This window comes from Citrobacter sp. RHBSTW-00887 (assembly GCF_013728095.1).
In the GTDB taxonomy this organism is placed as follows: domain Bacteria; phylum Pseudomonadota; class Gammaproteobacteria; order Enterobacterales; family Enterobacteriaceae; genus Citrobacter; species Citrobacter braakii.
The window spans coordinates 1519337-1543942 of record NZ_CP056267.1 but is presented as its reverse complement, the minus strand read 5'-3'; the positions used below and the strand labels follow the sequence as shown (position 1 = coordinate 1543942).

The window sequence follows — 24606 nt, the reverse complement described above, 5'->3', positions numbered from 1 at the left end:
GTTATTTTTCAAGCTGCTGCACGTCAATACGACGCGCTTCGTCCAGGATACTCGCTTTGGCGCGAATGCGGGCTTCAAGCTGCGTAATCATATCGTCGTTATCGAGTCGATCCTTACGCACACCGTCTTCATACAGACCGCTTTTCTTGTTACCGCCCGTGACGCCCAGCGTAGAAACCAGCGCTTCGCCAGGACCGTTCACCACGCAGCCGATGATCGAAACATCCATTGGCGTAATGATATCTTCCAGACGTTGTTCCAGCGCGTTCACCGTACCGATAACGTCGAACTCCTGACGCGAGCAGGTTGGGCAGGCGATAAAGTTGATCCCGCGGGCACGAATGCGCAGCGATTTCAGGATATCGAAGCCAACCTTGATCTCTTCCACCGGATCCGCCGCCAAAGAGACACGCAGCGTATCGCCGATCCCTTCGGACAACAGCAATCCTAAACCGATCGCTGATTTTACCGCCCCACTGCGTGCGCCACCGGCTTCGGTGATCCCCAAATGCAGCGGTTGATCGATCTGTTTCGCCAGCAGGCGATAGGATTCTACGGCGAGGAAAACGTCAGACGCTTTAACGCTGACTTTGAATTGATCGAAGTTCAGACGATCGAGGTGATCCACATGGCGCATAGCGGATTCCAGCAGCGCCTGCGGCGTCGGTTCACCGTATTTTTCCTGCAGATCTTTTTCCAGCGATCCGGCGTTGACGCCGATACGGATAGGAATATTTTTATCACGAGCGCAGTCCACTACCATGCGAATACGCTCTTCATTACCGATATTGCCTGGGTTGATACGCAGGCAATCGACGCCGTATTCCGCCACCTTCAGCGCGATACGATAGTCGAAGTGAATATCGGCAACCAGCGGAACATTAACCTGCTGTTTGATAAGCTTGAACGCTTCTGCGGCATCCATTGTCGGTACAGAGACACGAACAATATCTGCGCCGACGCGTTCCAGCGCTTTGATCTGATTAACCGTCGCTTCCACATCTGTGGTACGCGTATTGGTCATAGACTGTACGGCGATGGGCGCGCCATCGCCGATCGGCACGTTCCCAACGTAAATGCGTGTCGATTTTCTACGTTGAATTGGAGCCTGGTTATGCATTAAAAAATCTCCCGCATTGCCGTCTGTTACTGAGCCGGTGATTGTTCGGCATTAACGGTCAGACGCGCAACCTGGTTAGTTCTGATAAAACGACTCAGATCGACAGGTTTACCCTGGAACTGAATCTGCACTGCCGCCGGAGCGCCAATTTTCAGTTTGTACGGCGCCTGACCCGTCAGATTCAGATTGCCGTCCTTACGCTGCATACCACTGAACAGTTTTTTTCCGGTCGCATCGGTCACTTCCAGCCAGCAATCGGCGGTAAAGTTCATTACCAGTGCGTTAGGATCGGCGGCAGGGGTAGTGACACCCGCCTGGTCAGTCGGCAGCGGCGCCGCGGTAGCTGGCGCTGCAGTTGCGGTATCGACGTTAGCCTGAGAAGGTGCCACAACGGCATTCTGCTGCGCATCAGCGGCAGGTGCCGGGGTTGCAGCAACATCTGGCGTAGGCGCTGCGTCCGCCACCGCGCCATCGTCTGGAGCCGGGGTAGTACCCTGGCCCGCTGCGGCGCTGGTATCTAACGGTACGTTCTGCGCACCATCTTTACCGGCATTCAGCTCAGCGGAGGATTGATCGGCCATGGTGGTGATCTCTTCCTGCTGCGCTTTATGGTTCTGCCACCACCAGGCTCCCGTCAGTCCGACAACGACAAACAGCACCAGCCAGGTAAAGGTCATTAACCAGCCGTCGCGTTTTTTACGACGCTTACCGAGCGAGAAGCTCTGCATCGGTGCGACTTTGGCTGGGCGAATCGGAGCCTGTTTTTCCAGCCCTGGCAACAGTTCTTCTTCAGGAATATGCACCAGACGCGCATAAGAACGGATATACCCGCGCAGGAATGTTGAAGCGAGATCGGCTGGTGCCTTATCTTCTTCAATATCACGTACCGTGGAGACCTTCAGGCAAAGTCGCTCCGCGACTGCCTGCTGGCTGAATCCGAGTTGTTCACGGGCATTGCGCAGACGAACGCCGGTGGATAGTGCTTCATTTTTGTCGTGCGTGGCTTCAGTATTCATTCGCTACAGCTGCGTAAATTTGGGTTCTGATGACGGCGAGCCACAATGCTCACCCACACCGCGAAACATCTGGTCAGTTAACCTTCGTCAGACAGTATAAAACGGTCAGACTATCAAAGACAAAACAACGTAAACCTGAGGGCTAAAGGCTTGTTGCGCCGTTACATACTGCCTTAAAGTCGACAAAAACGCACCGTTATTATTGACCTGACAACAACAACAAAGAACCTCATTTGGCTTACGTTGCACTACGGTACATGAATTATACCGTAGTGCACTCAACATCAAACGGTCTTGATATCGATAGCGTCGCCCTGCATACGCTTACGCAGAGTACGCTTGGTACGGTCGATAACGTCACCCGCCAGCTGACCGCAGGCTGCATCGATGTCATCGCCACGTGTTTTACGCACGATGGTAGTGAAACCATAGCTCATCAACACTTTGGAGAAACGATCGATACGGCTGTTAGAGCTACGGCCATACGGCGCGCCAGGGAACGGGTTCCACGGGATCAGGTTAATCTTACACGGCGTATCTTTCAGCAGCTCTGCCAACTGATGCGCGTGTTCAGTACCATCATTGATGTGATCTAACATCACATACTCAATGGTCACACGACCCTGGTTAGCGTTGGATTTCTCCAGATAACGACGAACCGCGCCAAGGAATGTTTCGATATTGTACTTTTTGTTGATAGGTACAATTTCGTCACGAATTTCATCGTTCGGCGCATGCAGAGAAATCGCCAGCGCGACATCAATCATATCGCCCAGCTTATCCAGCGCAGGGACAACGCCTGAGGTGGAGAGCGTGACGCGACGCTTGGACAGCCCAAAACCGAAGTCATCCAACATGATTTCCATCGCTGGCACCACGTTGGTCAGGTTGAGCAGCGGCTCGCCCATCCCCATCATCACTACGTTAGTGATAGGACGCACGCCCGTTGCTTTCACCGCGCCGACGATTTTCGCCGCACGCCAGACCTGACCAATGATTTCCGACACCCGCAGGTTACGGTTAAAGCCCTGTTGCGCCGTAGAGCAGAATTTACACTCTAATGCACAACCGACCTGTGAAGAAACACACAGGGTCGCGCGATCGTCTTCCGGGATATACACGGTTTCTACGCGCTGATCGCCAACCGCGATGGCCCATTTGATCGTACCGTCAGAGGAACGCTGCTCTTCCACCACTTCCGGGGCACGAATTTCAGCCACTTCTTTCAGCTTGTTACGCAGCACCTTATTGATGTCAGTCATGTCATCAAAGTTGTCGCTGCAATAGTGGTACATCCACTTCATGACCTGATCGGCACGAAACGGTTTTTCACCCATATCTTTGAAGAATTCGCGCATTTGCTGACGGTTCAGATCCAGCAGGTTGATTTTTCCATTTTTATTTGGAACCGCAGGAATGACGACTTCAGAGGTGTTAACTAATTCAGACATAATTTTTTCCGGCCTCGTTGTTACACGTTGTGGCCCGTGGAGGGTTAAAAAGAAACGCCCCGGCAAGCGTTCTGCTCTTCCGGGGCGTTGCATTGTACAAAGTCTGGCGCAGGGATGCCACGTTTGCACGAAGCATTAGCGAAAATAATATGTAAATCGCTAATTCCTCTCCAAAGGATTTCGCATCGCAGGAAAGCGGCATGTTCGAGCCTCCCCGAAAGCATAGAAAACTATGCGATGTGAAAGACGCAGGAGATTAGCGCGTGCGCGGGCAAACCTCGCCTTCACCGAAGAAATAGGCGATTTCACGCGCGGCAGATTCAACGGAGTCGGAACCGTGAGTACCGTTCTCAGTGAAGCTATCAGCGTAGTCTGCACGCAGAGTACCCGCCAGCGCATTCGCCGGGTTGGTTGCACCCAGCAGATCACGGTGACGCTGCACGGCATTTTCGCTTTCCAGAACAGAAACAACGATAGGACCGGAGGTCATGAATTCAACCAGACCGTCAAAGAACGGCTTACCATCATGCTCAGCATAGAAGCCACGCGCCTGCTCAACGGTCAGGTGCAGCATTTTAGTACCGACAATTTTGAACCCTGCTGCTTCAAAGCGCGCAAAGATGCTCCCAATAACGTTTTTTGCCACCGCGTTTGGTTTGATGATGGAAAAAGTACGTTCAATAGCCATGATTACCTCTGAAAAAGATGTTTTGTTGTTGTTTACCTGGCGCGGATTATAAAGAGCATCCCGGCAATTGACTATTGACGAAGATAACATTTCTTTAAAATAAGATGAATTTTAGCAACAAAAGTCACCTGGTGGTCTACTGCAACGAAAATCTCACCGTCGCCACCAGTCCGGCGTCATCCATCACCAGCAGTTGATAATCCCCTTTGGTCGCCAGCCGTAGCGTAAGACGGCGTCCGCGTTCATCCAGCCGTTCACCGTTAAGAAACCACCAGCGATCGCCAGTCCCACCGCTGGTTTGTACCGGCAATGAGGCCAGCGCAGAGCCGGGTAAACGCTTCACAATCGCGCCATCACGAACCCCTGTCAACTGCAACGGCAGCGAAGCATCCTGCCCCAGCGGCGGACACGTGGCAGAAACCGGCGGTAATCTCGCCCCACGGCGCTCTGACTCCGGCAGCCATGGCTCCAGCGGTAAAGGCCAGACGATTAACGTTTGTTCGCGCGCCTGCGGGCAATCCGCCGCCACACGTTTGCCTTCATCATCCAGCCAGACGGGGAAACGAATGCCACTCACACCCTCCTGTTCGGGCAATAACAACGTGGGCGGCTGGCTGCCCTCCAGCAGCCAGGTTGCCAGACGGCGTCGACAGTTGCTGTCTCCGGGCGCAAGTGACTGCCCGCCCGGCCAGCACACTACGCCGCGGCTAACGGATTCAGGGCGCGGATCCTCCGGCTGATTTGTCCCGCGAGAGAGCAAAAGATTGTTGACCTGATTGAGCAGCGGCACGGCGCTGGCAAAACCAAACTGGCCCACCACCGGCGTACCGTCGGGTCTGCCGGTCCAGATCCCCATCACATAACGGGCGTTAACGCCAATCGCCCACGCATCGCGATAGCCATAACTGGTACCCGTTTTCCACGCCAGCGGAACCACTCTGCTCAGCGCGTTATCCGGCAGCGGTTGCGCTTCGTCAGCCATAATGCGGCGAATAATCCACGCCGCGCCTACCGACATCAACGGACGCTCCAGCAGTGGATCGTCTGGCTGCAGGCGCAGTTTTCCCGCTTTTCCCTGACGGGCAAAGGCACTGTACGCCGCCGCCATGTCTTCCAGTCTGGCCCCTGCCCCGCCCAAAATCAGCGACAGATTCGGTGCGGCACCTGCGGGCAGATACAGCGGTAAGCCAACGTTACGTAACGATGCGGCAAAACGCTTCGGGCCATAGGCTTCAAGTACCTGCACGGCGGGTAAATTTAGCGAGCGCACCAGCGCTTCGCTCATACTCACCGGGCCATGAAAACCACTGTCAAAATTCCCTGGTCGATAATCTCCGGTTCGACGCGGCACATCCTGCAACAATGAAGCAGGATGAATTAATCCGTCATCCAGCGCCAGACCATAGATAAACGGCTTCAGCACCGAGCCCGGCGAGCGGATCGCATTCACCATATCCACATGGCCAAAGCGGGAGTCGTCATTCATATCTACCGACCCCACCCAGCCACGCACGCTCATATCAGTGTGATCGACCACAATCATCGCCAGCGAACTGCGCGCAGGTAAGCGGCCCTTCCAGTTTTGCGCCAGCTCTTCCAGTTGGCGCTGCAATCCGGCGTCAAGGGTGGTCACGATTTTATCGCTCCGGCTTTTTCCCAGCATCATGCGCGAGAATAACGGCGCTAGCTGCGGCATTTGTCTGGGCGCCAGCCAGACCGGTTCTTCGCGTGACTCCTGCACCTGTCTGGCAGGCCAAACGCCCTGCGTCGCCATGCGCTCAAGCACTTTATTGCGCGCCGCTTCAGCGCGGTCCGGCCAGCGGTCCGGGCGCAGACGGCTCGGTGCCTGCGGCAACACGGCCAGCAGCGCGGCATCGGAATAACTCAACTGTGCGGGTGATTTACCAAGGTAGGCCCAGCTCGCAGCACCCACGCCCTGCAGCGTGCCGCCAAACGGCGCACGGTTAAGATATAGCGTCAGGATGTCGCGCTTAGAAAGATGCCATTCCAGCTGCAATGCGCGCCAGAGCTGGCGGAACTTGCCGCCGAAAGTTCGCGGGTGGGGATCGAGCAATCGTGCGACCTGCATGGTGAGCGTACTGCCGCCTGAAACGACGCGACCTGAGGAGAGGTCCTGCCATGCCGCGCGCAGCACTGAAAACGGATTGACGCCGGGATGTTTCCAGAACCAGCGGTCTTCGTAGTTGATTAACGCCTCAAGGTAACGGGGGGACACCTCATCAATAGTCACCGGATAACGCCAGATACCGTCCGCGTCGGCGAAGCGCCATAGCGGCGTACCATCGTAAGCCACCACGACACGTGCCGGATCGACTTCGTGAAGCGGCAGCGGCCAGATTTTATCTGCCGCCCAACCCCCCGCTACCAGCAATAGCGCAACGGCTGCCAGCCAGAGCCAGCAGCCGCGTTTCCCCAACCCGCGCATCATTTACGGTCTGACAATCAAAAGCCCCTCTGTCGCACCGGTCGCGCGCCACTGCGGAACATACATTGACTCCACTTGCGGCACAGGAACCTGATAGGTCCCCGGCGTTACCGCCCGCGCCAGATAGACCAGCGTCACAGGCTGTCCTTCGTTGACCGCTACCGCGGCGACAAAGCGATCGTCACGGAACTCAACGTGCTGGATATCCGCCTGCTGCATCTGATTGAGCAAATTCGCTACCTCGCTGCCGCTGTCCTGCAGGCTGGCGCTGCCGTTGGCCAGATTCTGGTTTTCCAGCTCCAGGCCGGCTGGCAGTAAGTCAACCACCAGCGCATCCGGTACGTTCTGGCTGGCTTTCACCTCCAGCCAGACCAGTACCAGTTCGCCGCTGCGCAGAGAATCCAGCGCTTTGCTGTTCCCGTCGAGCCCCAGGATCTGACGCTCAATGTGCAGAACGTTGCTGGCAGGCGTCGGCGAGGTTTGCGGGTAACCACTCACATCCAGACGCAGCCACAGCGGCAGATTACCGGTATTGGTGACGTTCAGCGTAGACAGCGCGTCAGCATCCAGATTACGCGTTTGTGATTTCTCCCCGGCTAACGCCTGTTCAGAGAGTGACGTTTGCGCCTGCCACGAGCCAGGCAAGTCCTGTAACGTACGCGCGGCAAGGAACAGCGCATTGTTTTCCTGAGTAGAGAGCCAGCGCTGCCCAAAGGCCTGTTCTGACAAGGTGTTCAGCAGCGTATTCTGCACTTCAGGTTTAAGCTTGTTCTCTTCCAACAATGCCAGCATCAGCGCGTTGTCACGTAGCTGACTGCCGTAATCCGCCATCCACTGCTGCGCATCGCGACGTGGCGTATTCAGCGCCAGCGTCAACGCTTGTTCACTGCGGTTGGCGTCGCCCATGTTTTTCAGCGCTATCCCCAGTTGCATCAACGGTAAACCGGAAGCCGCCTGTGCACGACGCTCCCAGATCTCACGCAGCGCGCCGAGCGGGGCTTTCTGCTGACGAGCCAGCACCAGCGCGGCGTAGGCCTGTACAGCAAACCGGCTTGCTGATGCGTCGTCGGTATAGCGAATCGACATCATGCCCGGATCCTGCAAATAGCGCAGCAGCCGCTCGTTACCCCGGTTAATCACCTCTGCCGGGACGCTATAGCCCTGTTCATTCGCGCGAACGAGGAAATCCATCACATACGCGGTCAGCCAGTATTCTTCCGACCCGTTCTTATCCCACAGCGCAAAACCGCCGTTATCACGCTGCATTTGCAGTAAACGAGAGATGCCAATCTCTACTGCCGCACGGCGTTTTTCATCGCTGTCGCCCGCGATACCTAACGCCTTCAACTGCGCGGCATTAGTGTATAAGGATGGGAACAACCCGCTCGCCGTTTGCTCGAGGCAACCGTAAGGGTAAGCTTTCAGTTCGCGGATATAGCGCGCCAGATTCAGCGGTGGCTTACCGCTGAACAGCAGTTGTCCCTGCATCGTCACAGGAGAGAAATTCGTCAGTTCTTCGCCCGGAAGCTGCCAGGTTGCGCCCGGCTGAAGTGCGACGCCGTAATTAACAGTTTGCGCCGGGAACGCCGGTCGCACGCCAATTTTCCACTGTTTATGCTGAACAGGCAGCGTTTCACCCGGTAGATTCAGACCGCTAATTTGCGCCTGAATTTCGCCATCGCCAAAGCCCTCCCGCGCACGCACCGGAATAAACAGCGTAGTCCGTACGCCTGGCGCCAGATTCACCGGGGCGGGATCTTGCCCCATCAGCTCCAGTAAACCGCTGGCCGCGAGATTAATAATCAGCGTTTGCGGTTTGTCAGTCAGGTTGGTCACGTCCAGCGTCAGGCGCGAGGTATCGCCCCCCGCCAGAAAGCGCGGCATGTTCAGTTCAGCAATTACCGGCGCGGCGACAATCACTTTGCTTTCGCTACTGCCAAAATCATCCGCCGTCCAGGCTTGCGCCATTACCCGCAGCTCGCCGTTGAAATCACCAATTGGTAACGTCACCGTACCTTCGCCCTGCTCGTTAAGCGTCACCGGCAGCGCCTGTTGCGCCACGATATTGACGTGATTAACCGGTGGCTTGCCGCCGCGTTTTAACTCATCGCCATCACCACCAAAGCGCAGCGCCGCCAGACGTCCTTGCCCTTCGATCACCTGGCCGTAAATATCATAAATATCCGCGCCATAGCGTTTTTGCCCGAAAAACGCCTGCCACGGATCCGGCGTGGCGTAATCGGTAATGTTCAACACCCCGCTGTCAACGGCAGAGACCAGCACGTTAACCTGTTTTGGCACATCGCCATTTTTAACGCTGGCTTTAATCTTGACGGTCAACGGCTGATTTGGACGCATTTTCGCCGGACTTTCCAGCGCCAGCGCCAGACGACGGTTTTCATCGCCTAACGGCAAATGCAGTAAGCCAACTGCCCGTTTTGGCGTTGCCGAACGAGACTTGTCGCCAGGACGAACCACCAGCGCGCTGAGATACAAATCATGGCGATTCCAGGTTTTATCGACCGGGATGGAGATATCAAGACCATCCGTCGGTACGTCTATCTCTTGCCACCACAGCGGGCCTTCGCTGGACTCCACCATCGCGTAACCTTTGCCAGCAGCGGGTGCGGCAATATGTAGCTTCATGGTATCGCCGGGACGATAGCCGGGTTTATCCAGTTTCAGGGTCACGCGATCGGGACGCACTGCCCCGCTGCCGTCGCTGTTATCCTGCCAGCTATAACCAGCCCAGAAGCGCACGCTGCTCACCGCATCATTCGGAGCTTTCACTTCCAGGCGATAGGCACCCCACTCGACAGGGAAGCTGACTTTACCGGTCTCATCGGCCTTCAGATCCAGGGTCTGCTCACCCTCAACCAGATCTTTTTGATCGAACTGCGATTGCCAGCCCTCACCTTCAGACCAGTTCCAGTAATAATCACGGCGTTCACGGATCAAACGCACCTGTAAACCGGACACCGCTTTTTTCTCGCCTTGCGCATCGGCATACACAATATCAAAAGCGGCATTGCTGTTTTCATCAACGCCAGGCTGATTGACGGTGGTATCGGTGCGGTAGTCATAAACGGCTTTCGCCGCAAACTGCGGACGAATACCTGGCAGCGTATCCGCAGGCCAGATGGCTTGTTCAACCCGACGCGTCACCGGACGGCCACCCGACTCCAGCAGGCTGGCTTGCAGAATCACCTGTAACGGAGAATGCGTCTCCTGCCATTGGCTGTTGGTAGTCACTTCGCCGCGACCGTGGTCATCCAGCGTCAACTGAACCTCATCGAGGCTGCGAGAAAGATTTTCTTCGGCAATATTACCAAACTGGAACCCCGGTAATGCCTGCACCGCTTCCCGCAGCGGGCGCAGGAAAAGCTGCCCTTGCAGAGCATTGCCGTTGGCGGGCGCGCCGTACAGGTAGTAGCCCACCACCGAGAACTTCACTTCATCAGTTGGAGCCAGCGGCATCTTATTGGCGGTGAGATTGAGCGCCATCCGCTCAGGCATAAAATCTTCGACGTGGAAATCCCACATCCGCGACTGGTTGTCGCCAGTATTGGCACGAATATGCCACATGCCGGTTGGCGCGCTGCTGTCCAGCGGCCAGCTAAAGCGATACAGACCGTTTTCCGGTTGGCTCACTACCGAGCGTAACACCTGTCCGTCGGGCTTAACGACCTCCAGCTTCACCGGCTGGTCAGGCAGCGTTTTGCCGTCGCTATCTCGCAGTAATCCGTTGAGGATCACCGTTTCGCCAGGGCGATAGAGGTCACGGGGGCCAAACATAAAGAACTGCTTGCTGTATCCCGGCGCGCCGGCAATATCAAATTCAGCCAGATCCAACGCCGGGAGCTTCAGGTCCAGCAGCGTGGTTTGCCCGTCTTTACGGGCCAGCAATAAGGCCGCGTCTTTATCGGTTTCCAGCTTGACGTGCCCCTGCGCGTCGCTGGTAGCCTGCGCTAGCGTCTGCCCTTTTTCGTTGAGTAACGTGACCTCAATACCCTGCTGCGCAGCGCCGTTTTCCAGACTCTGCGTAAAGACATCCAGTTGATTGTGGTAACGGTGCGCAGAGACACCAATGTCACTGAGCGTAAACAGCGTAGCAGCATTGCTGTAGTTATAGTGTCCGGCCTGATTCATCACCGCAATGTAAACGCCTGCTTGCTGCAACGGCTTGATATCGCTCAGTGGCAGTAGCAGCTTCTCTCGGGTGTTACGCTCAGGATTGAGGTCAAAGCGTCCGGTATAAACCAGCTCCGCCATTTTCAGCAGATTGTCTGACTCCCAGTTTGACAACGAATTACGGTATTCCCACTGGCTGACAAACGCACCGAGCGACTCAGGCTTCACGCGAAAGAAGTTCACATCCACGCTATTAACGTTAAGGGCCATCACCGGTAACCCTTCAATCACTTTTCCCGGCAGCAGCGAACCGCGACTAGCGAACCCTACGCTTGGCTGGACGTCGCGGGTGGTAATGTTTTTTTCATAATCGATAGCGAACGTCGCTTTATTCAGCGCCAGTAAATCACGCTCAATGGTAACCACCAGTTCCCGATTAGGTTCGAGATGGCGTAAGCGTAGCTCTTTTAGATTTGGCGCCAGCTCCCAGGCACCATCCACTTTGCCGCTTTTTTTATCAACAACGTGCACTACGCGAGAAAAATCTTGTTCCGGATCGAGGGGAATGGAAAAGGTCAAAACGAGCGTTGCCGCGCCGTCGAGTTGGACCTCGGAGGCATCAAGCAGCGTCAGCGACTTACCCTGGCTTTGCTGAATCAGCTTTTGTAATTGGGCCTTATCTTTTGCTGGCGCAGTCTGCGGTGCAGGCGCATCAAGCTTCGCAGCCGTCGGTGATTTTTCGTTATTATTATCGCACCCAACCAGTGCCAGCATCAGCATACAGGCCGCTACGCGTAAATGTTTCATTTTTCATCCCTGGCCGTAGTGGCCCGTTAGCTACGTAGAACAACTATTATGCGTCAGATTTTCGGCTGTGGAAGCCAGTAACTGTTCTACGTTGTCCTATTTTTTCGTGATTAATGTGGATTCGCCTGACAAATCAGCCTCTTTTACTTGTCGCATTGCCCTAAACATCCGACAATTTGCCAAAACCTGGTAAAAATGGAGATGCCTATGACCACCGCCTTTTTTGTCGCTGCCGACTGGCTTGCCGAACACATTGACGACCCGGAAATACAAATTCTTGATGCCCGGATGGCACCTCCAGGACAGGAAGATCGCGATGTTGGCGAGGAGTATCGCGCGGGCCATATTCCTGGCGCAGTCTTTTTTGATATTGAAGCGCTTTCCGACCATACGTCACCGCTACCGCATATGATGCCGCGACCGGAAGCCTTTGCCGTAGCGATGCGCGAATTGGGCGTTCATCAGGATAAACACCTGGTTGTCTACGATGATGGCAACCTGTTTTCCGCGCCACGCGCATGGTGGATGCTGCGGACATTTGGTGTCGAGAATGTCTCCATTCTGGCGGGCGGTCTGGCTGGCTGGCAGCGCGATGAGCTAATGCTCAAAGAAGGAAATGAGGATTTACCGGAAGGTGAATTTAACGTGGCATTTACACCTGAAGCGGTTGTGCGCGTTACCGACGTACTGCTGGCCAGTCATGAAAAAACGGCGCAGATCGTCGATGCCCGACCGGCTGCACGTTTTAATGCCGAAGTTGACGAGCCGCGTCCGGGCCTCAAGCGTGGCCATGTGCCTGGTGCGCTTAACGTACCGTGGACAGAGCTGGTTCGTGACGGTGAACTGAAAACTACCGACGAACTGGATGCTATTTTCTTCAGCCATGGCGTAAGCTTTGACCGTCCCATTATCGCCAGTTGCGGCTCAGGCGTCACGGCAGCGGTGGTTGTGCTGGCGCTTGCCACGCTGGGCGTTTCTAACGTCGCATTGTATGACGGCGCATGGAGCGAATGGGGCGCGCGTAACGATTTACCGGTAGAACCGGCTGAGACTCAATAAAATCTGATTTACTCATCTTTTTCACCCACAAAAAAACCGCTCAATGAGCGGTTTTTTTGTGCCAGTCCGGTTCGCGGCCTTTCCAGCAGGCTGTGCTGCTTTAGCAACGCAGGCTCATCGTAGCGCACTAATACTCCCTTTTAAGGGAGAAAAAGCCAACTGAGTTAGCGGCAAAATTATTCAGTGCGCGAGGTATAATCCTTCGTGGCGGCTTTCCTTCACTCAGATAATCCGGTTCTGTTTGAAATCGCGCAGGAAGCCGCCCCAGCGGCGTTCGTAGAAGGGGGCGATGTGCTCAGTGATAAAGTGGCTCACGCCCTTCTCACCTTTCTTCACCTGGCAGATATCAATGGGTTCATCACCCGGCAACGTATCGGTCGCGACGCTACCCGCAGCATGGATGATCTCTTCAATATCACCTTCAGCTTCAATACCAATCAGCAGATTCGGCTGGGCTTCCGCACTTTCTTTGATTGAGCAGAGAAATGCGCGTTTTACCGGCTTAATGGTTTTAAACAGCGTGGTCAGTGAGTCAATCATCTGCGCCGGAGGTTCAGCGACTTCAGAAAGGAGCAGCGATTCACCACCTTCCAGTACTTCCTGGGTGCTTAGCGGATTACCCTCTTCCCCCATCAGCAGGCTGATTTCGCGCGGCATAAACTCTTTGCCGGTCGGCAGTTTAGCGTTGAGAAAGAGCGTTTCGCCAAGCGTCATTTCAAATAGCGTACGCACCGGCATAACGACAAATGCTTGCTCATCTTCAACCGCCTGTTGCAGGGCTTCCAGGGAGGTGAAGAACGGGATCACGGTCGTGCCGTCTTCTTTTTCCCAGTGTTGAAGGTCGAGGGCGCTGTCTTCAACCACCGCCTCGCCTTCTGCGGCAGTACCCGGCACCCAGACGGTGGATTCCAGTAATGTACGGAAAAATGCCGGACGATGCGCAGGCTCTGTCGCTGCTTGCTCCAGCAACGTTTCTAATTCATTTTTTGTTTCGGACATAAGTATCACAAATTGGATGAATACATGTAAGCCGGATAAGCTTAGCGCCATCCGGCAATACAGTCGTGAATTATGCGGTCAGCAGATTCGCGATGGTGCGCACACCCAGACCAGTTGCGCCCGCAGACCACTGCTCAACCGGCGCTTTGCGATAGGTTGCAGAGCAATCGATGTGCAGCCAGCCTTGCTGGTAATTTTCCACGAAATGGGACAGGAAGCCCGCCGCGGTGCTTGCACCCGCTGGATAGGCCGCACAGCCGGTATTATTCAGCTCAGCAAAATTTGACGGCAGTTGGCTACGGTGGAACTCTGCCAACGGCAAACGCCAGAACGGCTCGTTTTCTTGCGCCGCACTTGCCAACAAACGCGCGGCCAGTTGGTCATCAAAGCTAAACAGCGCGTGGTAATCGTTGCCCAGTGCGGTTTTCGCCGCGCCGGTCAGCGTGGCAGCATCAATGATCAATTCAGGTTTTTGCGCGCTGGCATCGATCAGGCCATCGGCCAGTACCAGACGCCCTTCAGCATCGGTATTCATCACTTCAACTTTTTTACCGTTGCGATAGTGAATGATATCGCCAAGCTTAAAGGCGTTGCCGCTGATCAGGTTATCCGCGCAGCACAGATACAGCTTCACACGCTTGTTCAGGCCACGGGTGATGGCAAACGCCAGCGCGCCGGTGACCGTTGCCGCACCGCCCATATCGGACTTCATTGAGTCCATAAATGCGCTTTGCTTGATGCTGTATCCGCCGGAGTCAAAGGTAATTCCCTTGCCAACCAGGCAGGCATAAACTGGGGCTTCTTTGTCGCCAGTCGGGTTGTAATCCAGCGCCAGCAGCACCGGCGGACGTTCAGAGCCTCGACCTACGGTATGCAGCCCCATGTAGTTCTGCTCGCGCAGATCTTCACCTTTGGTGATACGGTACGAGACGTTGTCGCAGGCCACGCCACACAGCAGGTCTACCGCGCGTTGCGCCAGCTGTTCCGGGCCCAGCTCTTCTGCAGGTGCGTTAATGGTATCGCGCACCCAGTCAATAATCTTCAGACGGTTATCCAGCTCTTTGCGCTGCGCCTCGTCCAGAGCGGCCCACTCAACTTTGCGGGTGCCTTTTGGTCCTTTGTAACCCTGCCAGAACGCCCAGCTACGTTCGGTATCCCAGCCTTCACCATCCAGTTGGACATGTTTAATACCCAGGCCGTCAATTTTACGCGCGGCGCGCTGGATAAGGCTGAGATCATCTTTTCCGTTCAGGTGCAGGGTAATACCGTCATTATTAATGCTGTATGTCGCCTTTTCACCCCAGCGAGCGTCAGCGGGTTGCGTGGAAAGCGTAATTTTCATGGCTTCTGTCATTTTATTTATCCTTATTTCGCGCATACAGGAAAACGGGCCACCCGTGGGCAGCCCGTTGACTTATTCGGCTTCGTCCAGCCAGACCAGTAAAATGGCCTCAAGGATTTTTTCGTTCGATGCCTGTGGATCATCATCGAACTCTTCCAGGTCACAGATCCATTGGTGCAGATCGGTGAAACGAACGGTCTTGGGATCGAGATCGGGGAACGCGTCGTACAGCGCCTCGCCGATTTCGCGGCTATCGGTCCACTTCAGTCCCATACTACCCTCTGTTAATGCTCACGTGCATGATTGATTGTGTAACGTGGGATTTCGACCACTAAATCGTCCTCTGTTACCCGTGCCTGACAGCTTAAACGGCTCTCCGGCTCCAGTCCCCAGGCTTTATCCAGCATGTCGTCTTCTTCTTCTGTGCTTTCCGGTAAAGAATCAAAACCTTCACGTACGATGCAGTGGCAGGTCGTGCAGGCACAGGATTTTTCACAGGCGTGTTCAATCTCGATACCGTTACGCAGGGCAACGTCGAGAATGGTTTCGCCGGTCTCAGCTTCCAGAACTGCGCCATCGGGACAGAGATCCTGATGAGGCAAAATAACAATCTTTGGCATATTAAACCTCGTCCACGGAATGGCCTTTCAGCGCGCTACGGACGGATTTGTCCATACGGCGAGCGGCGAATTCCTGGGTTTGTTTGTCTACGTTTTTAATGGCTTGTTCTATCGCGTCAACATCGTCACCCTGTGCTACCTCGCTCAAGTGCGCGGCGGCGGTGTCGATAGCCTGACGTTCTGCGGCGCTTAACAGCGCGGCATCAGCGTTCAGCGCACCGGATAAACTCTCCAGTACGCGTGCCGCTTCGACTTTCTGTTCTGCCAGCATACGAGCTTTAACGTCCTGCTCGGCAAAACTCATCGAATCCTGAATCATGGAGGCGATTTCACTGTCGGTCAGACCGTAGGACGGTTTGACCTGAATCGAGGACTCAACGCCGGTGGATTTCTCCATAGCGGTGACGCTCAGTAGCCCATCAGCATCGACCTGGAAGGTCACGCGGATATGCGCGCCGCCTGCCGGCAACGCCGGGATACCGCGCAGCGCAAAACGCGCCAGTGAACGACAGTCCTGCACCAGCTCACGCTCGCCTTGCATCACGTGAATGGACATCGCGGTTTGGCCATCTTTAAACGTGGTGAAGTCCTGCGCACGCGCCACCGGGATAGTGGTGTTACGCGGGATCACTTTCTCCACCAGACCGCCCATGGTTTCCAGTCCCAGAGACAGCGGGATAACGTCCAGCAGCAGCATTTCGCTGTCCGGTTTATTCCCGACCAGAATATCCGCCTGGATTGCCGCACCGATGGCGACCACTTTGTCCGGGTCGATAGAGGTCAGCGGCGTACGGCCAAAGAATTCACCGACGCGTTCACGTACCAGCGGCACGCGCGTTGAACCACCGACCATTACCACTTCCAGCACATCCTGCGGCTCAACGCCCGCATCTTTCAGCGCACGGCGGCAGGCCAGCAGCGTACGTTTAACCAGTGCGGAAATGAGTTCATTAAAGGTTTCACGGGTGATTTCACCCTGCCATCCCGCCACGTTAACCGTCACAGAATCGGCGTCGCTGAGTGCGATTTTCGCTGCAATCGCGGCATCCAGCAGTTCGCGCTGTACGCGGTTATCGCTGCGATCGGCAACGCCCGCCTGCTCGCGAATGTAATCGGCCAGCAGATGGTCAAAATCGTCGCCGCCGAGCGCGGAATCACCGCCGGTCGCCAGCACTTCAAACACGCCGCGACTCAGGCGCAGAATAGAAATATCAAAAGTACCGCCGCCAAGGTCATAGACCGCGATCACGCCTTCCTGACCGGAATCCAGGCCATAAGCGATCGCCGCAGCGGTCGGTTCGTTCAGCAGACGCAATACGTGCAGGCCTGCCAGACGCGCGGCGTCTTTCGTCCCCTGACGCTGTGCATCGTCAAAGTAAGCCGGAACGGTGATCACTACGCCATCCAGTTCGCCGGACAACGATTCGGTTGCCCGCGCGGCCAGCGCTTTCAGAATGTCAGCGGATACGCGCACCGGATTAAGCAAACCGGCAGCGGTTTCAATCATCGGCAGGCCGTTTTCGCTCGCCTGGAATGAATAAGGCAGATGCGGGTAACGCGCCTGGATATCCGCCAGAGAGCGGCCCATCATGCGTTTTACCGAGCTGACGGTGTTTGCCGTATCCTGCGCTGCATTGGCGCGGGCATCGTAACCGACCGAGTAGCCCTGTTGCTGATAGTGAACCACTGACGGCAACAGGTGGCGACCTTCATGATCTGCCAACGTTTCGGCCTGGCCGCTGCGTACGGTCGCAACCAGGGAGTTGGTGGTGCCTAAATCGATACCGACCGCCAGACGACGCTGGTGCGGCGCGGCGCTCAGACCAGGCTCACTAATTTGTAATAAGGCCATTTTCGCTTCCGGAAATTAAAAATCGAGCAGTTTTTCTTCGAGTTGTTCTGCACTGCTTCGCAGTTTATCGAGAAAACGCAGCTTACGCACGGTATCTGCCGCTGCGTCCCACGTCTCGCTATCCAGCTGTTCAACCATCAGTTGATGGCGAACGTTGTACATTTCGCTGACGCGTTGCATAAACGCATCCAGCCGTTGATTGTCTTTTGCCTGTTCAATCTCGTCCAGCTCTTCGCGCAGCTCCAGCTGTTCCATCAGAAACGCGGTATCGCGCACCGTGTGCTGCTCGCTGCGGATATCAAAGCCGTGTAAAGACAACAAGTATTCGGCGCGCATCAAAGGATGACGCAGCGTTTGCCAGGCCTGGTTGATAGTGGCGGACTGCGAAACCGCAGCAAGTTGTTCCGCCTGAGAACCGCTGGCGAATTTATCAGGATGATACTGACGTTGCAGATCCTGAAAACGTAGGCTCAGCGCCTGAGTATCGAGCTGATAACGGGCCGGTAAGCCAAAGAGGGTGAAGTAGTCCATAACATTCTCAGGGCATCGATTCTCTGTTGTTCGATGAGGCAAAACCAGAGAGTCAGGTAAAACAAACCCCACGCGCAGGCGACCACGGTGGGGTTATCAGTAAGCGCGTTACACGTGGAAGCTTTCGCCGCATCCACATTCGTCTTTCACGTTCGGGTTAGTGAACTTAAACCCTTCGTTCAGACCTTCTTTGACGAAGTCTAACTGCGTACCGTCGAGGAATTGCAGGCTCTTACCGTCGATCACGACTTTTACGCCTTTGTCTTCAAACACGGAATCTTCAGCCGCCGGCTCGTCAACAAATTCCAGTACATAAGCCATACCTGAGCAGCCGGAGGTTCTCACGCCCAGACGCAGACCAAACCCTTTACCGCGGTTTGCCAGGAAGGTATTTACACGCGCTGCTGCACTGTCGCTTAAGGTAATCGACATAATAAAACCTCAACTCTTAATTATTTTGCTTCACGTTTGCTTTTGTAATCCGCAATCGCGGCTTTAATCGCGTCTTCAGCCAGAATAGAGCAGTGAATTTTCACCGGTGGCAGTTCAAGCTCGTCGGCGATATCGGTATTTTTGATCGCCTGTGCTTCGTCCAGAGATTTCCCTTTTACCCATTCGGTAACCAGAGAGCTGGAGGCAATAGCGGAACCGCAGCCGTAAGTCTTGAAACGCGCGTCTTCAATGATACCCTCATTGTTGACTTTGATCTGCAACTTCATCACGTCGCCACAGGCCGGTGCACCCACCATGCCGCTGCCCACGTTCTCGTCGCTGTTGTCAAAAGAGCCCACGTTACGTGGATTCTCGTAATGATCGATTACTTTTTCGCTATAAGCCATGATGAATTCTCCTTATCGGTACCGATTAGTGATGTGACCATTCAATACTGTTCAAATCCACGCCCTGTTTGAACATTTCCCACAGCGGGGAAAGGTCGCGCAGGCGGCCAATGGAGTTGCGAACCAGATTGATGGCGTAGTCAATCTCTTCTTCGGTAGTGAAACGACCTAAAGAGAAACGAATTGAGCTATGTGCCAGCTCGTCGGTCATCCCCAGCGCGCGCAGCACGTAGGATGGCTCCAGGCTTGCAGAGGTACATGCAGAACCGGAGGATACAGCCAGGTCTTTCAGCGCCATAATCAGCGACTCGCCTTCAACAAAGTTGAAGCTAACGTTGAGAATGTTCGGTGCGCCCTGCTCGAGGTCACCATTGAGGTACACCTCTTCCATATCTTTCACGCCGTTCCACAGACGGTTACGCAGAGTGCGCAGGCGCGCCATCTCGGTTTCCATCTCTTCTTTGGCGATACGGTAAGCTTCACCCATCCCAACGATTTGGTGCACAGGAAGCGTACCGGAACGCATACCACGCTCGTGACCGCCGCCGTGCATCTGCGCTTCAATACGAATACGCGGTTTACGACGAACGTACAGCGCGCCGATACCTTTCGGGCCATAAATTTTGTGGCCGGAGAAGGACATCAGGTCAACTTTCAGTTGGCTCAGATCGATAGGCAGTTTGCCCACGCTCTGAGTCGCATCAACGTGATAGATGATACCGCGGGCACGGCACATTTCGCCGATGGTTGCGATATCCTGTACCACGCCGATTTCGTTGTTAACGTGCATGATGGAGACCAGAATGGTGTCGTCACGCATTGCCGCTTCAAGTTCTTTCAGGTCGATAATGCCATTACGCTGCGGGGCGAGGTAGGTCACTTCAAACCCTTCGCGCTCCAGCTGACGGCAGGTGTCCAGCACGGCTTTGTGTTCGGTTTTGCTGGTGATGATGTGCTTGCCTTTTTTCTGGTAAAAGTTGGCTGCACCTTTAATCGCCAGGTTATCGGATTCCGTCGCACCGGAAGTAAAGACGATTTCACGCGGATCGGCACCGACCAGATCAGCGATCTGATTGCGGGCGATATCTACCGCCTCTTCAGCTTGCCAGCCGAAACGGTGTGAACGGGAAGCTGGGTTACCAAAGTTTCCGTCCAGGGTCAGACACTGCATCATTTTCTCGGCAACACGCGGGTCCACCGGCGTGGTTGCGGAGTAGTCGAGATAGATCGGTAATTTCATTGCTCTATAAACTCCGTACATCGCTTCAATGCAAGGAACCAGGCAACCGGCTGGATGTACGACCGAGTTAACGGGGCGTCTGGCACCCCGGCCTGATTCTGAAATACTTTTTACGCTTCATCTTTCTGGCTGCCTTGATGCAACCAGAAGATATTGCGTAATTTTTATTAGGCACGCAGTTTGACGTCGATAGCGTCTTGCGTGCGGGTACTGCGTGGAGCGTCATGTGTGTGCTGGCGACCAGACACATCCAGGACTTCCTGATTATTCACCAGTTCGCCCAACGTAATGTTGTTGAGGAAACCGGTCAGACGATCGCTCAGATCGCGCCACAGCGCGTGGGTCAGGCATTTATCGCCGCCCTGACAACCGCCTTTGCCCTGGCAACGGGTCGCGTCTACAGACTCGTCAACAGCGCTAATCACTTCACCTACTGCGATGCTGCCGGCATCTTTACCCAGCAGATACCCGCCGCCTGGTCCACGTACGCTGGAAACCAGACCGTTTTTACGCAAACGGGAAAACAGCTGCTCCAGATATGACAGGGAAATTCCCTGACGTTCAGAAATATCAGCCAACGGTACCGGGCCCGTTTCGGAGTTGAGCGCAACGTCCAACATTGCGGTCACGGCATAACGCCCTTTTGATGTCAGTCTCATGTCTTACTTAGCCTCAAACTCGCCCCTGCCCGGGGTTTTTTATTGTAAAATGGGGGTATTGCATAGCAGGGGCAAGTCTGACATTCCCGACTAAATCAGTCAACTATTTACTTGACTAATTTAGTCAGGTATTTAACCTTCAGTGCCTTTTTCATTTACCGGATGGCGCTTCGCTAATCCGGCCTGGGAATCGTGCAGCCATCCGGCATCAAGACGCTTACTTGCCTTTATTCTGCTGCTCTATAGAAGCTAAAATTCCGCGCAAAATGTTCAGCTCCTGGCTCTCAGGACGCGCACGAGTGAACAGACGGCGCAGCTTGTTCATCACCTGCCCCGGATGTCCTTCGCGGATAAACCCGGTCGACAGCAGCGTTTGTTCCAGATGACCGTAAAAACGCTCTAAATCATCGACCAACGGATACTCAGCTTCTTCGTATTCTGCGGTCTTGTCGCTTTCCTGCGTTGCCAGCCAGGCCATGCGAACTTCATAAGAGATGACCTGCACCGCCATCGCCAGGTTGAGCGAGCTGTATTCCGGGTTCGCGGCAATGGCGACATGATAATGGCACTTCTGCAGCTCTTCGTTGGTCAGGCCAACGCGCTCACGTCCAAACACCAGCGCCACCGGCGAGTTCGTTGCTTCAGAGACGCTTTTTAAACCGCATTCACGCGGATCCAGCATTGGCCACGGCAGCGTACGGGAGCGCGCGCTGGTACCCACCACCAGGCTGCAACCCGCCAGCGCTTCATCGAGAGTATCGACGATCTGCGCGCTGCCGATCACATCGCTGGCACCTGCCGCCAGGGCGATGGCCTGGGAGTCCGGTTTAACCAGTGGATTTACCAGCCACAGATTAGTTAAACCCATGGTTTTCATTGCGCGGGCCACAGAGCCCATGTTGCCAGTGTGAGAGGTTTCCACCAGCACGATTCGAATATTTTGCAGCATTGTATTTCTTCGGCTAAAGATTATTCGGGCATATTATCATAAAACGAAGACATATTCCGAACTCGCTGCTATACTCTGCGCCGTTTTCCCGTTCTTTAACATCCAGTGAGAGAGACCGATGCATCCGATGCTGACCATCGCCGTGCGCGCAGCGCGCAAGGCGGGTAATGTAATTGCCAAACACTACGAAACGCCAGACTCTGTAGAAACCAGCCAGAAAGGCAGCAATGATTTCGTGACTAACGTCGATAAAGCCGCCGAAGCGATTATTATCGAAACAATTCGCAAATCTTACCCACAGCACACCATCATCACCGAAGAAAGCGGTGAGCATGTTGGTGAAGATCAGGATGTTCAATGGGTTATCGATCCACTGGATGGCACTACCAACTTCGTAAAACGTCTGCCGCACTTCGCGGTTTCCATCGCAGTACGCATTAAAGGCCGTACTGAAGTCGCCGTTGTTTACGATCCAATGCGTAACGAACTGTTCACCGCAACCCGCGGCCAGGGCGCACAGCTGAACGGCTACCGTCTGCGTGGCAGCACCGCACGCGATCTGGACGGCACAATCATCGCCACCGGTTTCCCGTTCAAAGCGAAACAGCACGCCGCGTCTTACATGAAAATTCTTGGCAAGATGTTTACCGAGTGCGCTGACTTCCGCCGCACAGGTTCTGCTGCGCTGGATCTGGCTTACGTTGCCGCTGCACGTGTTGACGGTTACTTCGAAATCGGTCTGAAACCATGGGATTTCGCCGCAGGTGAGCTGATTGCTCGTGAAGCAGGCGCACTGGTTTGCGACTTCACCGGCGGTCATAACTATATGGTGACTGGCAACATCGTTGCAGGTAATCCGCGCGTAGTGAAAGCCATGCTGGCTAACATGCGTGACGAACTGAGCGACGCGTTGAAGCGTTAATTCAGTACAGCCCGGTGGTGTCATGCTTACCGGGCTTACGTGTTGATACAGGCCGGATAAGGCGAAGCCGCCATCCGGCTTTGATTAAAACGGTCTAATCCCTCGCCCCACCGGCACCGCGCTCACCCACATCACTACCGCAGCAGCAATCAGCACCGCACCACCGGCTAATGCCAGCGTCGTCCAGCCAATCTGTCGCCACAGCACCGGCGCTTTATGTCCGCTAAGTCTCACCGCCAGCGAGCGGAAACTGTGTACCAGCAAAGCCAGTGACGTAATCGTCAAAGAGGTTCCTGCCGCCATCGCCAGCGCCGACGCCATGCCCCAGCTAAAAACGCCAACCACTTTGCTAAACAGTAAAACCATAATTGCCCCGGAGCATGGCCGCATTCCCATAGACAAAACGATCATCAGCCGGGCGCGCCAGTCATCACCGCTTTGCAGCTGTTCAGGATCAGGCAAATGCTGATGCCCACAGCCACAGCCCTCGTGATGCACATGGTGCGGCGTGAAGGCGGTAAATTTCGGGCGACGCAGCAACTGGCGCAATTTCTTCAGCGCACGGACGCACAATAAAACGCCCAACACGCCAACCAGCGCATAACTCCCTTTCTCCAGCCAGAAACTACTCATATGTAGCTGTCGTGCAGGCAACTGCAAAATGGTGAGCACCACAACCACCAGCCCAATGGCGACCAGTCCCTGTAATAAAGATGAGGCCAGCGTCAGGCCAATACTCGATCTCAGCTTCGAGGGATGCGTTGCCAGCCAGGTGGTAATGACGACTTTTCCATGTCCTGGTCCCAACGCATGCAGCACGCCATAGAGAAAACTAAACAGCAGCAGCGATCCCCCGGCCTGGGCCGGATTGGCGGCAACGGCTTTCAGCAAACCGCTCATCTGCTGGTTAACGTCGCGCTGCCAGACGACACTCTTCATCATCACCTGCGGCCAGGCCTGCCATAGCCACAGTATGCCGACTGCAGCCAACAGTAAAAACACCGCCAGCGGCCATAGCGTGAGCCAGCGGCGTCTGGCGGCGCGTTGTTGATAAACTACGGACATTGCAGCGTCACCGTCTGTGCAAACTGTTTACCCAACTCCATATCCTCCGGCGGTGCGTCTTCTTTATCCAGCGACTGCGCAAAGCTCAGCATTTGTTCATTCGGCGTCGGCGTATGTACTGAAATACGGCATTGCTGACTTATGGCCTGCGCCAGCCAGGCATCGCTGTCTTTGTCATAGCTCATATCAACGTAGTAGGTGGGATCGAAGGTTGAAATGGTATATTTTTGACCGCTCAGCGGCTGAGCTTCTGCCAGCGGCAACACGAACGTCAGCACTGCCTGATGTTCTTCACGCTCCATGCCATATTCCGTCGGCCTGTTTTTAAACTTTACCTTTTTCCCGTCGTGCCACACTTCGGTGAAATAGTGCTGCCCGAGGACGTTGGCCATCACTTCTGCCGCCAGTTTTTTCCAGATCTCATCACCAGGTTTGGCATTTCCCGCATCGTAAAGCAGATCTGCCGAGGTGATTTCATCCATCGTCCAGCGCATTTTTAGCGCGACGAACTGCTCATTCTCGCTCACTACCTCGGTTTTCAAATGGATAAAGCTGTGGGGATGCGCACCTGCGCCTAAGGACAGGATCGCGAGAAACAACGTCATAATGATACGTTTAACGCCTTGCATGAGTTCTCCACGAGAAAAATCTACACCGCCACAAATAATGATGCTGTGTTTGGCGAAAGTGTGCTGAGGATACCATTGAACGAAAAAATGTTGAGCCTCCTTTTCCGGTATCGATTCAGTTCTCAATTTCAACAATTTCTTCTTCAGCAACATCCTCCCAAATACCTTTTCGTCGCCACAACTTAAGTGAAATGATAAAAATTTGTTAATTTATGGTTTCATTTTAATGTTTTATTAACAC

At 54.7% G+C, this 24606-nt stretch carries 21 protein-coding genes; 2 read left to right on the top strand and 19 right to left on the bottom strand.

What is annotated here, in order from left to right; translation table 11 throughout:
- Nucleotide 1: 1 nt before the first annotated feature.
- From ispG to HV314_RS07225, 6 genes are all read right to left on the bottom strand, one after another.
- The gene (ispG, locus tag HV314_RS07250; RefSeq protein ID WP_016154000.1) at nucleotides 2–1120 is read right to left on the bottom strand and encodes a flavodoxin-dependent (E)-4-hydroxy-3-methylbut-2-enyl-diphosphate synthase; all 1119 of its coding nucleotides are present in this window, start codon (nucleotides 1118–1120) and stop codon (nucleotides 2–4) included.
- Nucleotides 1121–1146: 26 nt separating this feature from the next.
- Entirely contained in the window at nucleotides 1147–2136 is a 990-nt protein-coding gene (rodZ, locus tag HV314_RS07245; RefSeq protein ID WP_047358237.1) for a cytoskeleton protein RodZ, read from the bottom strand.
- A gap of 284 nt (nucleotides 2137–2420) precedes the next feature.
- Nucleotides 2421–3587, bottom strand: a complete 1167-nt coding sequence (locus HV314_RS07240; RefSeq protein WP_016154002.1) for a bifunctional tRNA (adenosine(37)-C2)-methyltransferase TrmG/ribosomal RNA large subunit methyltransferase RlmN — start codon at nucleotides 3585–3587, stop codon at nucleotides 2421–2423.
- Between the two features lie 256 nt (nucleotides 3588–3843).
- Nucleotides 3844–4275, bottom strand: coding sequence for a nucleoside-diphosphate kinase (ndk, locus tag HV314_RS07235; RefSeq protein ID WP_003037710.1), 432 nt, complete (start codon nucleotides 4273–4275; stop codon nucleotides 3844–3846).
- Nucleotides 4276–4411: 136 nt separating this feature from the next.
- Nucleotides 4412–6724, bottom strand: coding sequence for a peptidoglycan glycosyltransferase PbpC (gene pbpC, locus HV314_RS07230; protein ID WP_181547702.1), 2313 nt, complete (start codon nucleotides 6722–6724; stop codon nucleotides 4412–4414).
- Nucleotides 6725–11659 (bottom strand): alpha-2-macroglobulin family protein, encoded by a 4935-nt coding sequence (locus HV314_RS07225; RefSeq protein ID WP_181547700.1) that lies wholly within the window; start codon nucleotides 11657–11659, stop codon nucleotides 6725–6727.
- Between the two features lie 207 nt (nucleotides 11660–11866).
- On the opposite strand from HV314_RS07225, the gene sseA reads away from it, so the two are divergent.
- A complete protein-coding gene (gene sseA / locus HV314_RS07220) occupies nucleotides 11867–12718 on the top strand; it encodes a 3-mercaptopyruvate sulfurtransferase (protein WP_016154005.1) in 852 nt (283 codons plus the stop codon).
- 222 nt (nucleotides 12719–12940) lie between these two features.
- Here sseA and sseB read toward each other — a convergent pair whose 3' ends face one another.
- From sseB to trmJ, 11 genes are all read right to left on the bottom strand, one after another.
- Complete coding sequence (gene sseB, locus HV314_RS07215; protein WP_049270026.1) at nucleotides 12941–13717, bottom strand: enhanced serine sensitivity protein SseB; 777 nt, start codon at nucleotides 13715–13717, stop codon at nucleotides 12941–12943.
- 70 nt (nucleotides 13718–13787) lie between these two features.
- A complete protein-coding gene (pepB, locus tag HV314_RS07210; protein ID WP_181547698.1) occupies nucleotides 13788–15071 on the bottom strand; it encodes an aminopeptidase PepB in 1284 nt (427 codons plus the stop codon).
- Between the two features lie 60 nt (nucleotides 15072–15131).
- Nucleotides 15132–15332 carry a Fe-S cluster assembly protein IscX gene (iscX, locus tag HV314_RS07205; RefSeq protein WP_003037694.1) on the bottom strand — a complete coding sequence of 67 codons (201 nt, stop codon included), beginning with the start codon at nucleotides 15330–15332 and terminating at the stop codon, nucleotides 15132–15134.
- Nucleotides 15333–15343: 11 nt separating this feature from the next.
- Nucleotides 15344–15679 (bottom strand): ISC system 2Fe-2S type ferredoxin, encoded by a 336-nt coding sequence (gene fdx, locus HV314_RS07200; RefSeq protein WP_003037690.1) that lies wholly within the window; start codon nucleotides 15677–15679, stop codon nucleotides 15344–15346.
- Between the two features lies 1 nt (nucleotide 15680).
- Complete coding sequence (gene hscA, locus HV314_RS07195; protein WP_047416438.1) at nucleotides 15681–17531, bottom strand: Fe-S protein assembly chaperone HscA; 1851 nt, start codon at nucleotides 17529–17531, stop codon at nucleotides 15681–15683.
- Nucleotides 17532–17546: 15 nt separating this feature from the next.
- Nucleotides 17547–18062, bottom strand: coding sequence for a co-chaperone HscB (hscB, locus tag HV314_RS07190; protein ID WP_016154008.1), 516 nt, complete (start codon nucleotides 18060–18062; stop codon nucleotides 17547–17549).
- Between the two features lie 108 nt (nucleotides 18063–18170).
- Complete coding sequence (gene iscA, locus HV314_RS07185) at nucleotides 18171–18494, bottom strand: iron-sulfur cluster assembly protein IscA (RefSeq protein ID WP_181547696.1); 324 nt, start codon at nucleotides 18492–18494, stop codon at nucleotides 18171–18173.
- 20 nt (nucleotides 18495–18514) lie between these two features.
- Nucleotides 18515–18901, bottom strand: a complete 387-nt coding sequence (gene iscU / locus HV314_RS07180) for a Fe-S cluster assembly scaffold IscU (protein WP_002913991.1) — start codon at nucleotides 18899–18901, stop codon at nucleotides 18515–18517.
- Nucleotides 18902–18926: 25 nt separating this feature from the next.
- Nucleotides 18927–20141, bottom strand: a complete 1215-nt coding sequence (gene iscS, locus HV314_RS07175) for a cysteine desulfurase (RefSeq protein WP_016154009.1) — start codon at nucleotides 20139–20141, stop codon at nucleotides 18927–18929.
- Between the two features lie 167 nt (nucleotides 20142–20308).
- The gene (iscR, locus tag HV314_RS07170) at nucleotides 20309–20800 is read right to left on the bottom strand and encodes a Fe-S cluster assembly transcriptional regulator IscR (protein ID WP_005120405.1); all 492 of its coding nucleotides are present in this window, start codon (nucleotides 20798–20800) and stop codon (nucleotides 20309–20311) included.
- A 217-nt stretch (nucleotides 20801–21017) separates the two neighbouring features.
- Nucleotides 21018–21749 (bottom strand): tRNA (cytosine(32)/uridine(32)-2'-O)-methyltransferase TrmJ, encoded by a 732-nt coding sequence (gene trmJ / locus HV314_RS07165; protein ID WP_016157139.1) that lies wholly within the window; start codon nucleotides 21747–21749, stop codon nucleotides 21018–21020.
- 118 nt (nucleotides 21750–21867) lie between these two features.
- Between trmJ and suhB the strand changes: the two genes are divergently transcribed.
- Nucleotides 21868–22671, top strand: coding sequence for an inositol-1-monophosphatase (suhB, locus tag HV314_RS07160; RefSeq protein ID WP_181547694.1), 804 nt, complete (start codon nucleotides 21868–21870; stop codon nucleotides 22669–22671).
- Nucleotides 22672–22755: 84 nt separating this feature from the next.
- Here the strand turns inward: suhB and HV314_RS07155 are convergent, their stop codons facing one another.
- Together HV314_RS07155 and HV314_RS07150 are read right to left on the bottom strand one after the other, a co-directional pair.
- The gene (locus tag HV314_RS07155; protein ID WP_016157141.1) at nucleotides 22756–23736 is read right to left on the bottom strand and encodes a nickel/cobalt transporter; all 981 of its coding nucleotides are present in this window, start codon (nucleotides 23734–23736) and stop codon (nucleotides 22756–22758) included.
- Nucleotides 23727–24365 carry a DUF1007 family protein gene (locus HV314_RS07150; RefSeq protein ID WP_181547120.1) on the bottom strand — a complete coding sequence of 213 codons (639 nt, stop codon included), beginning with the start codon at nucleotides 24363–24365 and terminating at the stop codon, nucleotides 23727–23729. The genes HV314_RS07155 and HV314_RS07150 overlap by 10 nt, the downstream gene beginning before the upstream one ends.
- Nucleotides 24366–24606: the final 241 nt, after the last annotated feature.

Coding starts and splice junctions, on each gene's coding strand:
- ispG (WP_016154000.1), bottom strand. CDS start 1,120: ATGCATAACCAGGCTCCAATTCAACGTAGAAAATCGACACGCATTTAC.
- rodZ (WP_047358237.1), bottom strand. CDS start 2,136: ATGAATACTGAAGCCACGCACGACAAAAATGAAGCACTATCCACCGGC.
- HV314_RS07240 (WP_016154002.1), bottom strand. CDS start 3,587: ATGTCTGAATTAGTTAACACCTCTGAAGTCGTCATTCCTGCGGTTCCA.
- ndk (WP_003037710.1), bottom strand. CDS start 4,275: ATGGCTATTGAACGTACTTTTTCCATCATCAAACCAAACGCGGTGGCA.
- pbpC (WP_181547702.1), bottom strand. CDS start 6,724: ATGATGCGCGGGTTGGGGAAACGCGGCTGCTGGCTCTGGCTGGCAGCC.
- HV314_RS07225 (WP_181547700.1), bottom strand. CDS start 11,659: ATGAAACATTTACGCGTAGCGGCCTGTATGCTGATGCTGGCACTGGTT.
- sseA (WP_016154005.1), top strand. CDS start 11,867: ATGACCACCGCCTTTTTTGTCGCTGCCGACTGGCTTGCCGAACACATT.
- sseB (WP_049270026.1), bottom strand. CDS start 13,717: ATGTCCGAAACAAAAAATGAATTAGAAACGTTGCTGGAGCAAGCAGCG.
- pepB (WP_181547698.1), bottom strand. CDS start 15,071: ATGACAGAAGCCATGAAAATTACGCTTTCCACGCAACCCGCTGACGCT.
- iscX (WP_003037694.1), bottom strand. CDS start 15,332: ATGGGACTGAAGTGGACCGATAGCCGCGAAATCGGCGAGGCGCTGTAC.
- fdx (WP_003037690.1), bottom strand. CDS start 15,679: ATGCCAAAGATTGTTATTTTGCCTCATCAGGATCTCTGTCCCGATGGC.
- hscA (WP_047416438.1), bottom strand. CDS start 17,531: ATGGCCTTATTACAAATTAGTGAGCCTGGTCTGAGCGCCGCGCCGCAC.
- hscB (WP_016154008.1), bottom strand. CDS start 18,062: ATGGACTACTTCACCCTCTTTGGCTTACCGGCCCGTTATCAGCTCGAT.
- iscA (WP_181547696.1), bottom strand. CDS start 18,494: ATGTCGATTACCTTAAGCGACAGTGCAGCAGCGCGTGTAAATACCTTC.
- iscU (WP_002913991.1), bottom strand. CDS start 18,901: ATGGCTTATAGCGAAAAAGTAATCGATCATTACGAGAATCCACGTAAC.
- iscS (WP_016154009.1), bottom strand. CDS start 20,141: ATGAAATTACCGATCTATCTCGACTACTCCGCAACCACGCCGGTGGAC.
- iscR (WP_005120405.1), bottom strand. CDS start 20,800: ATGAGACTGACATCAAAAGGGCGTTATGCCGTGACCGCAATGTTGGAC.
- trmJ (WP_016157139.1), bottom strand. CDS start 21,749: ATGCTGCAAAATATTCGAATCGTGCTGGTGGAAACCTCTCACACTGGC.
- suhB (WP_181547694.1), top strand. CDS start 21,868: ATGCATCCGATGCTGACCATCGCCGTGCGCGCAGCGCGCAAGGCGGGT.
- HV314_RS07155 (WP_016157141.1), bottom strand. CDS start 23,736: ATGTCCGTAGTTTATCAACAACGCGCCGCCAGACGCCGCTGGCTCACG.
- HV314_RS07150 (WP_181547120.1), bottom strand. CDS start 24,365: ATGCAAGGCGTTAAACGTATCATTATGACGTTGTTTCTCGCGATCCTG.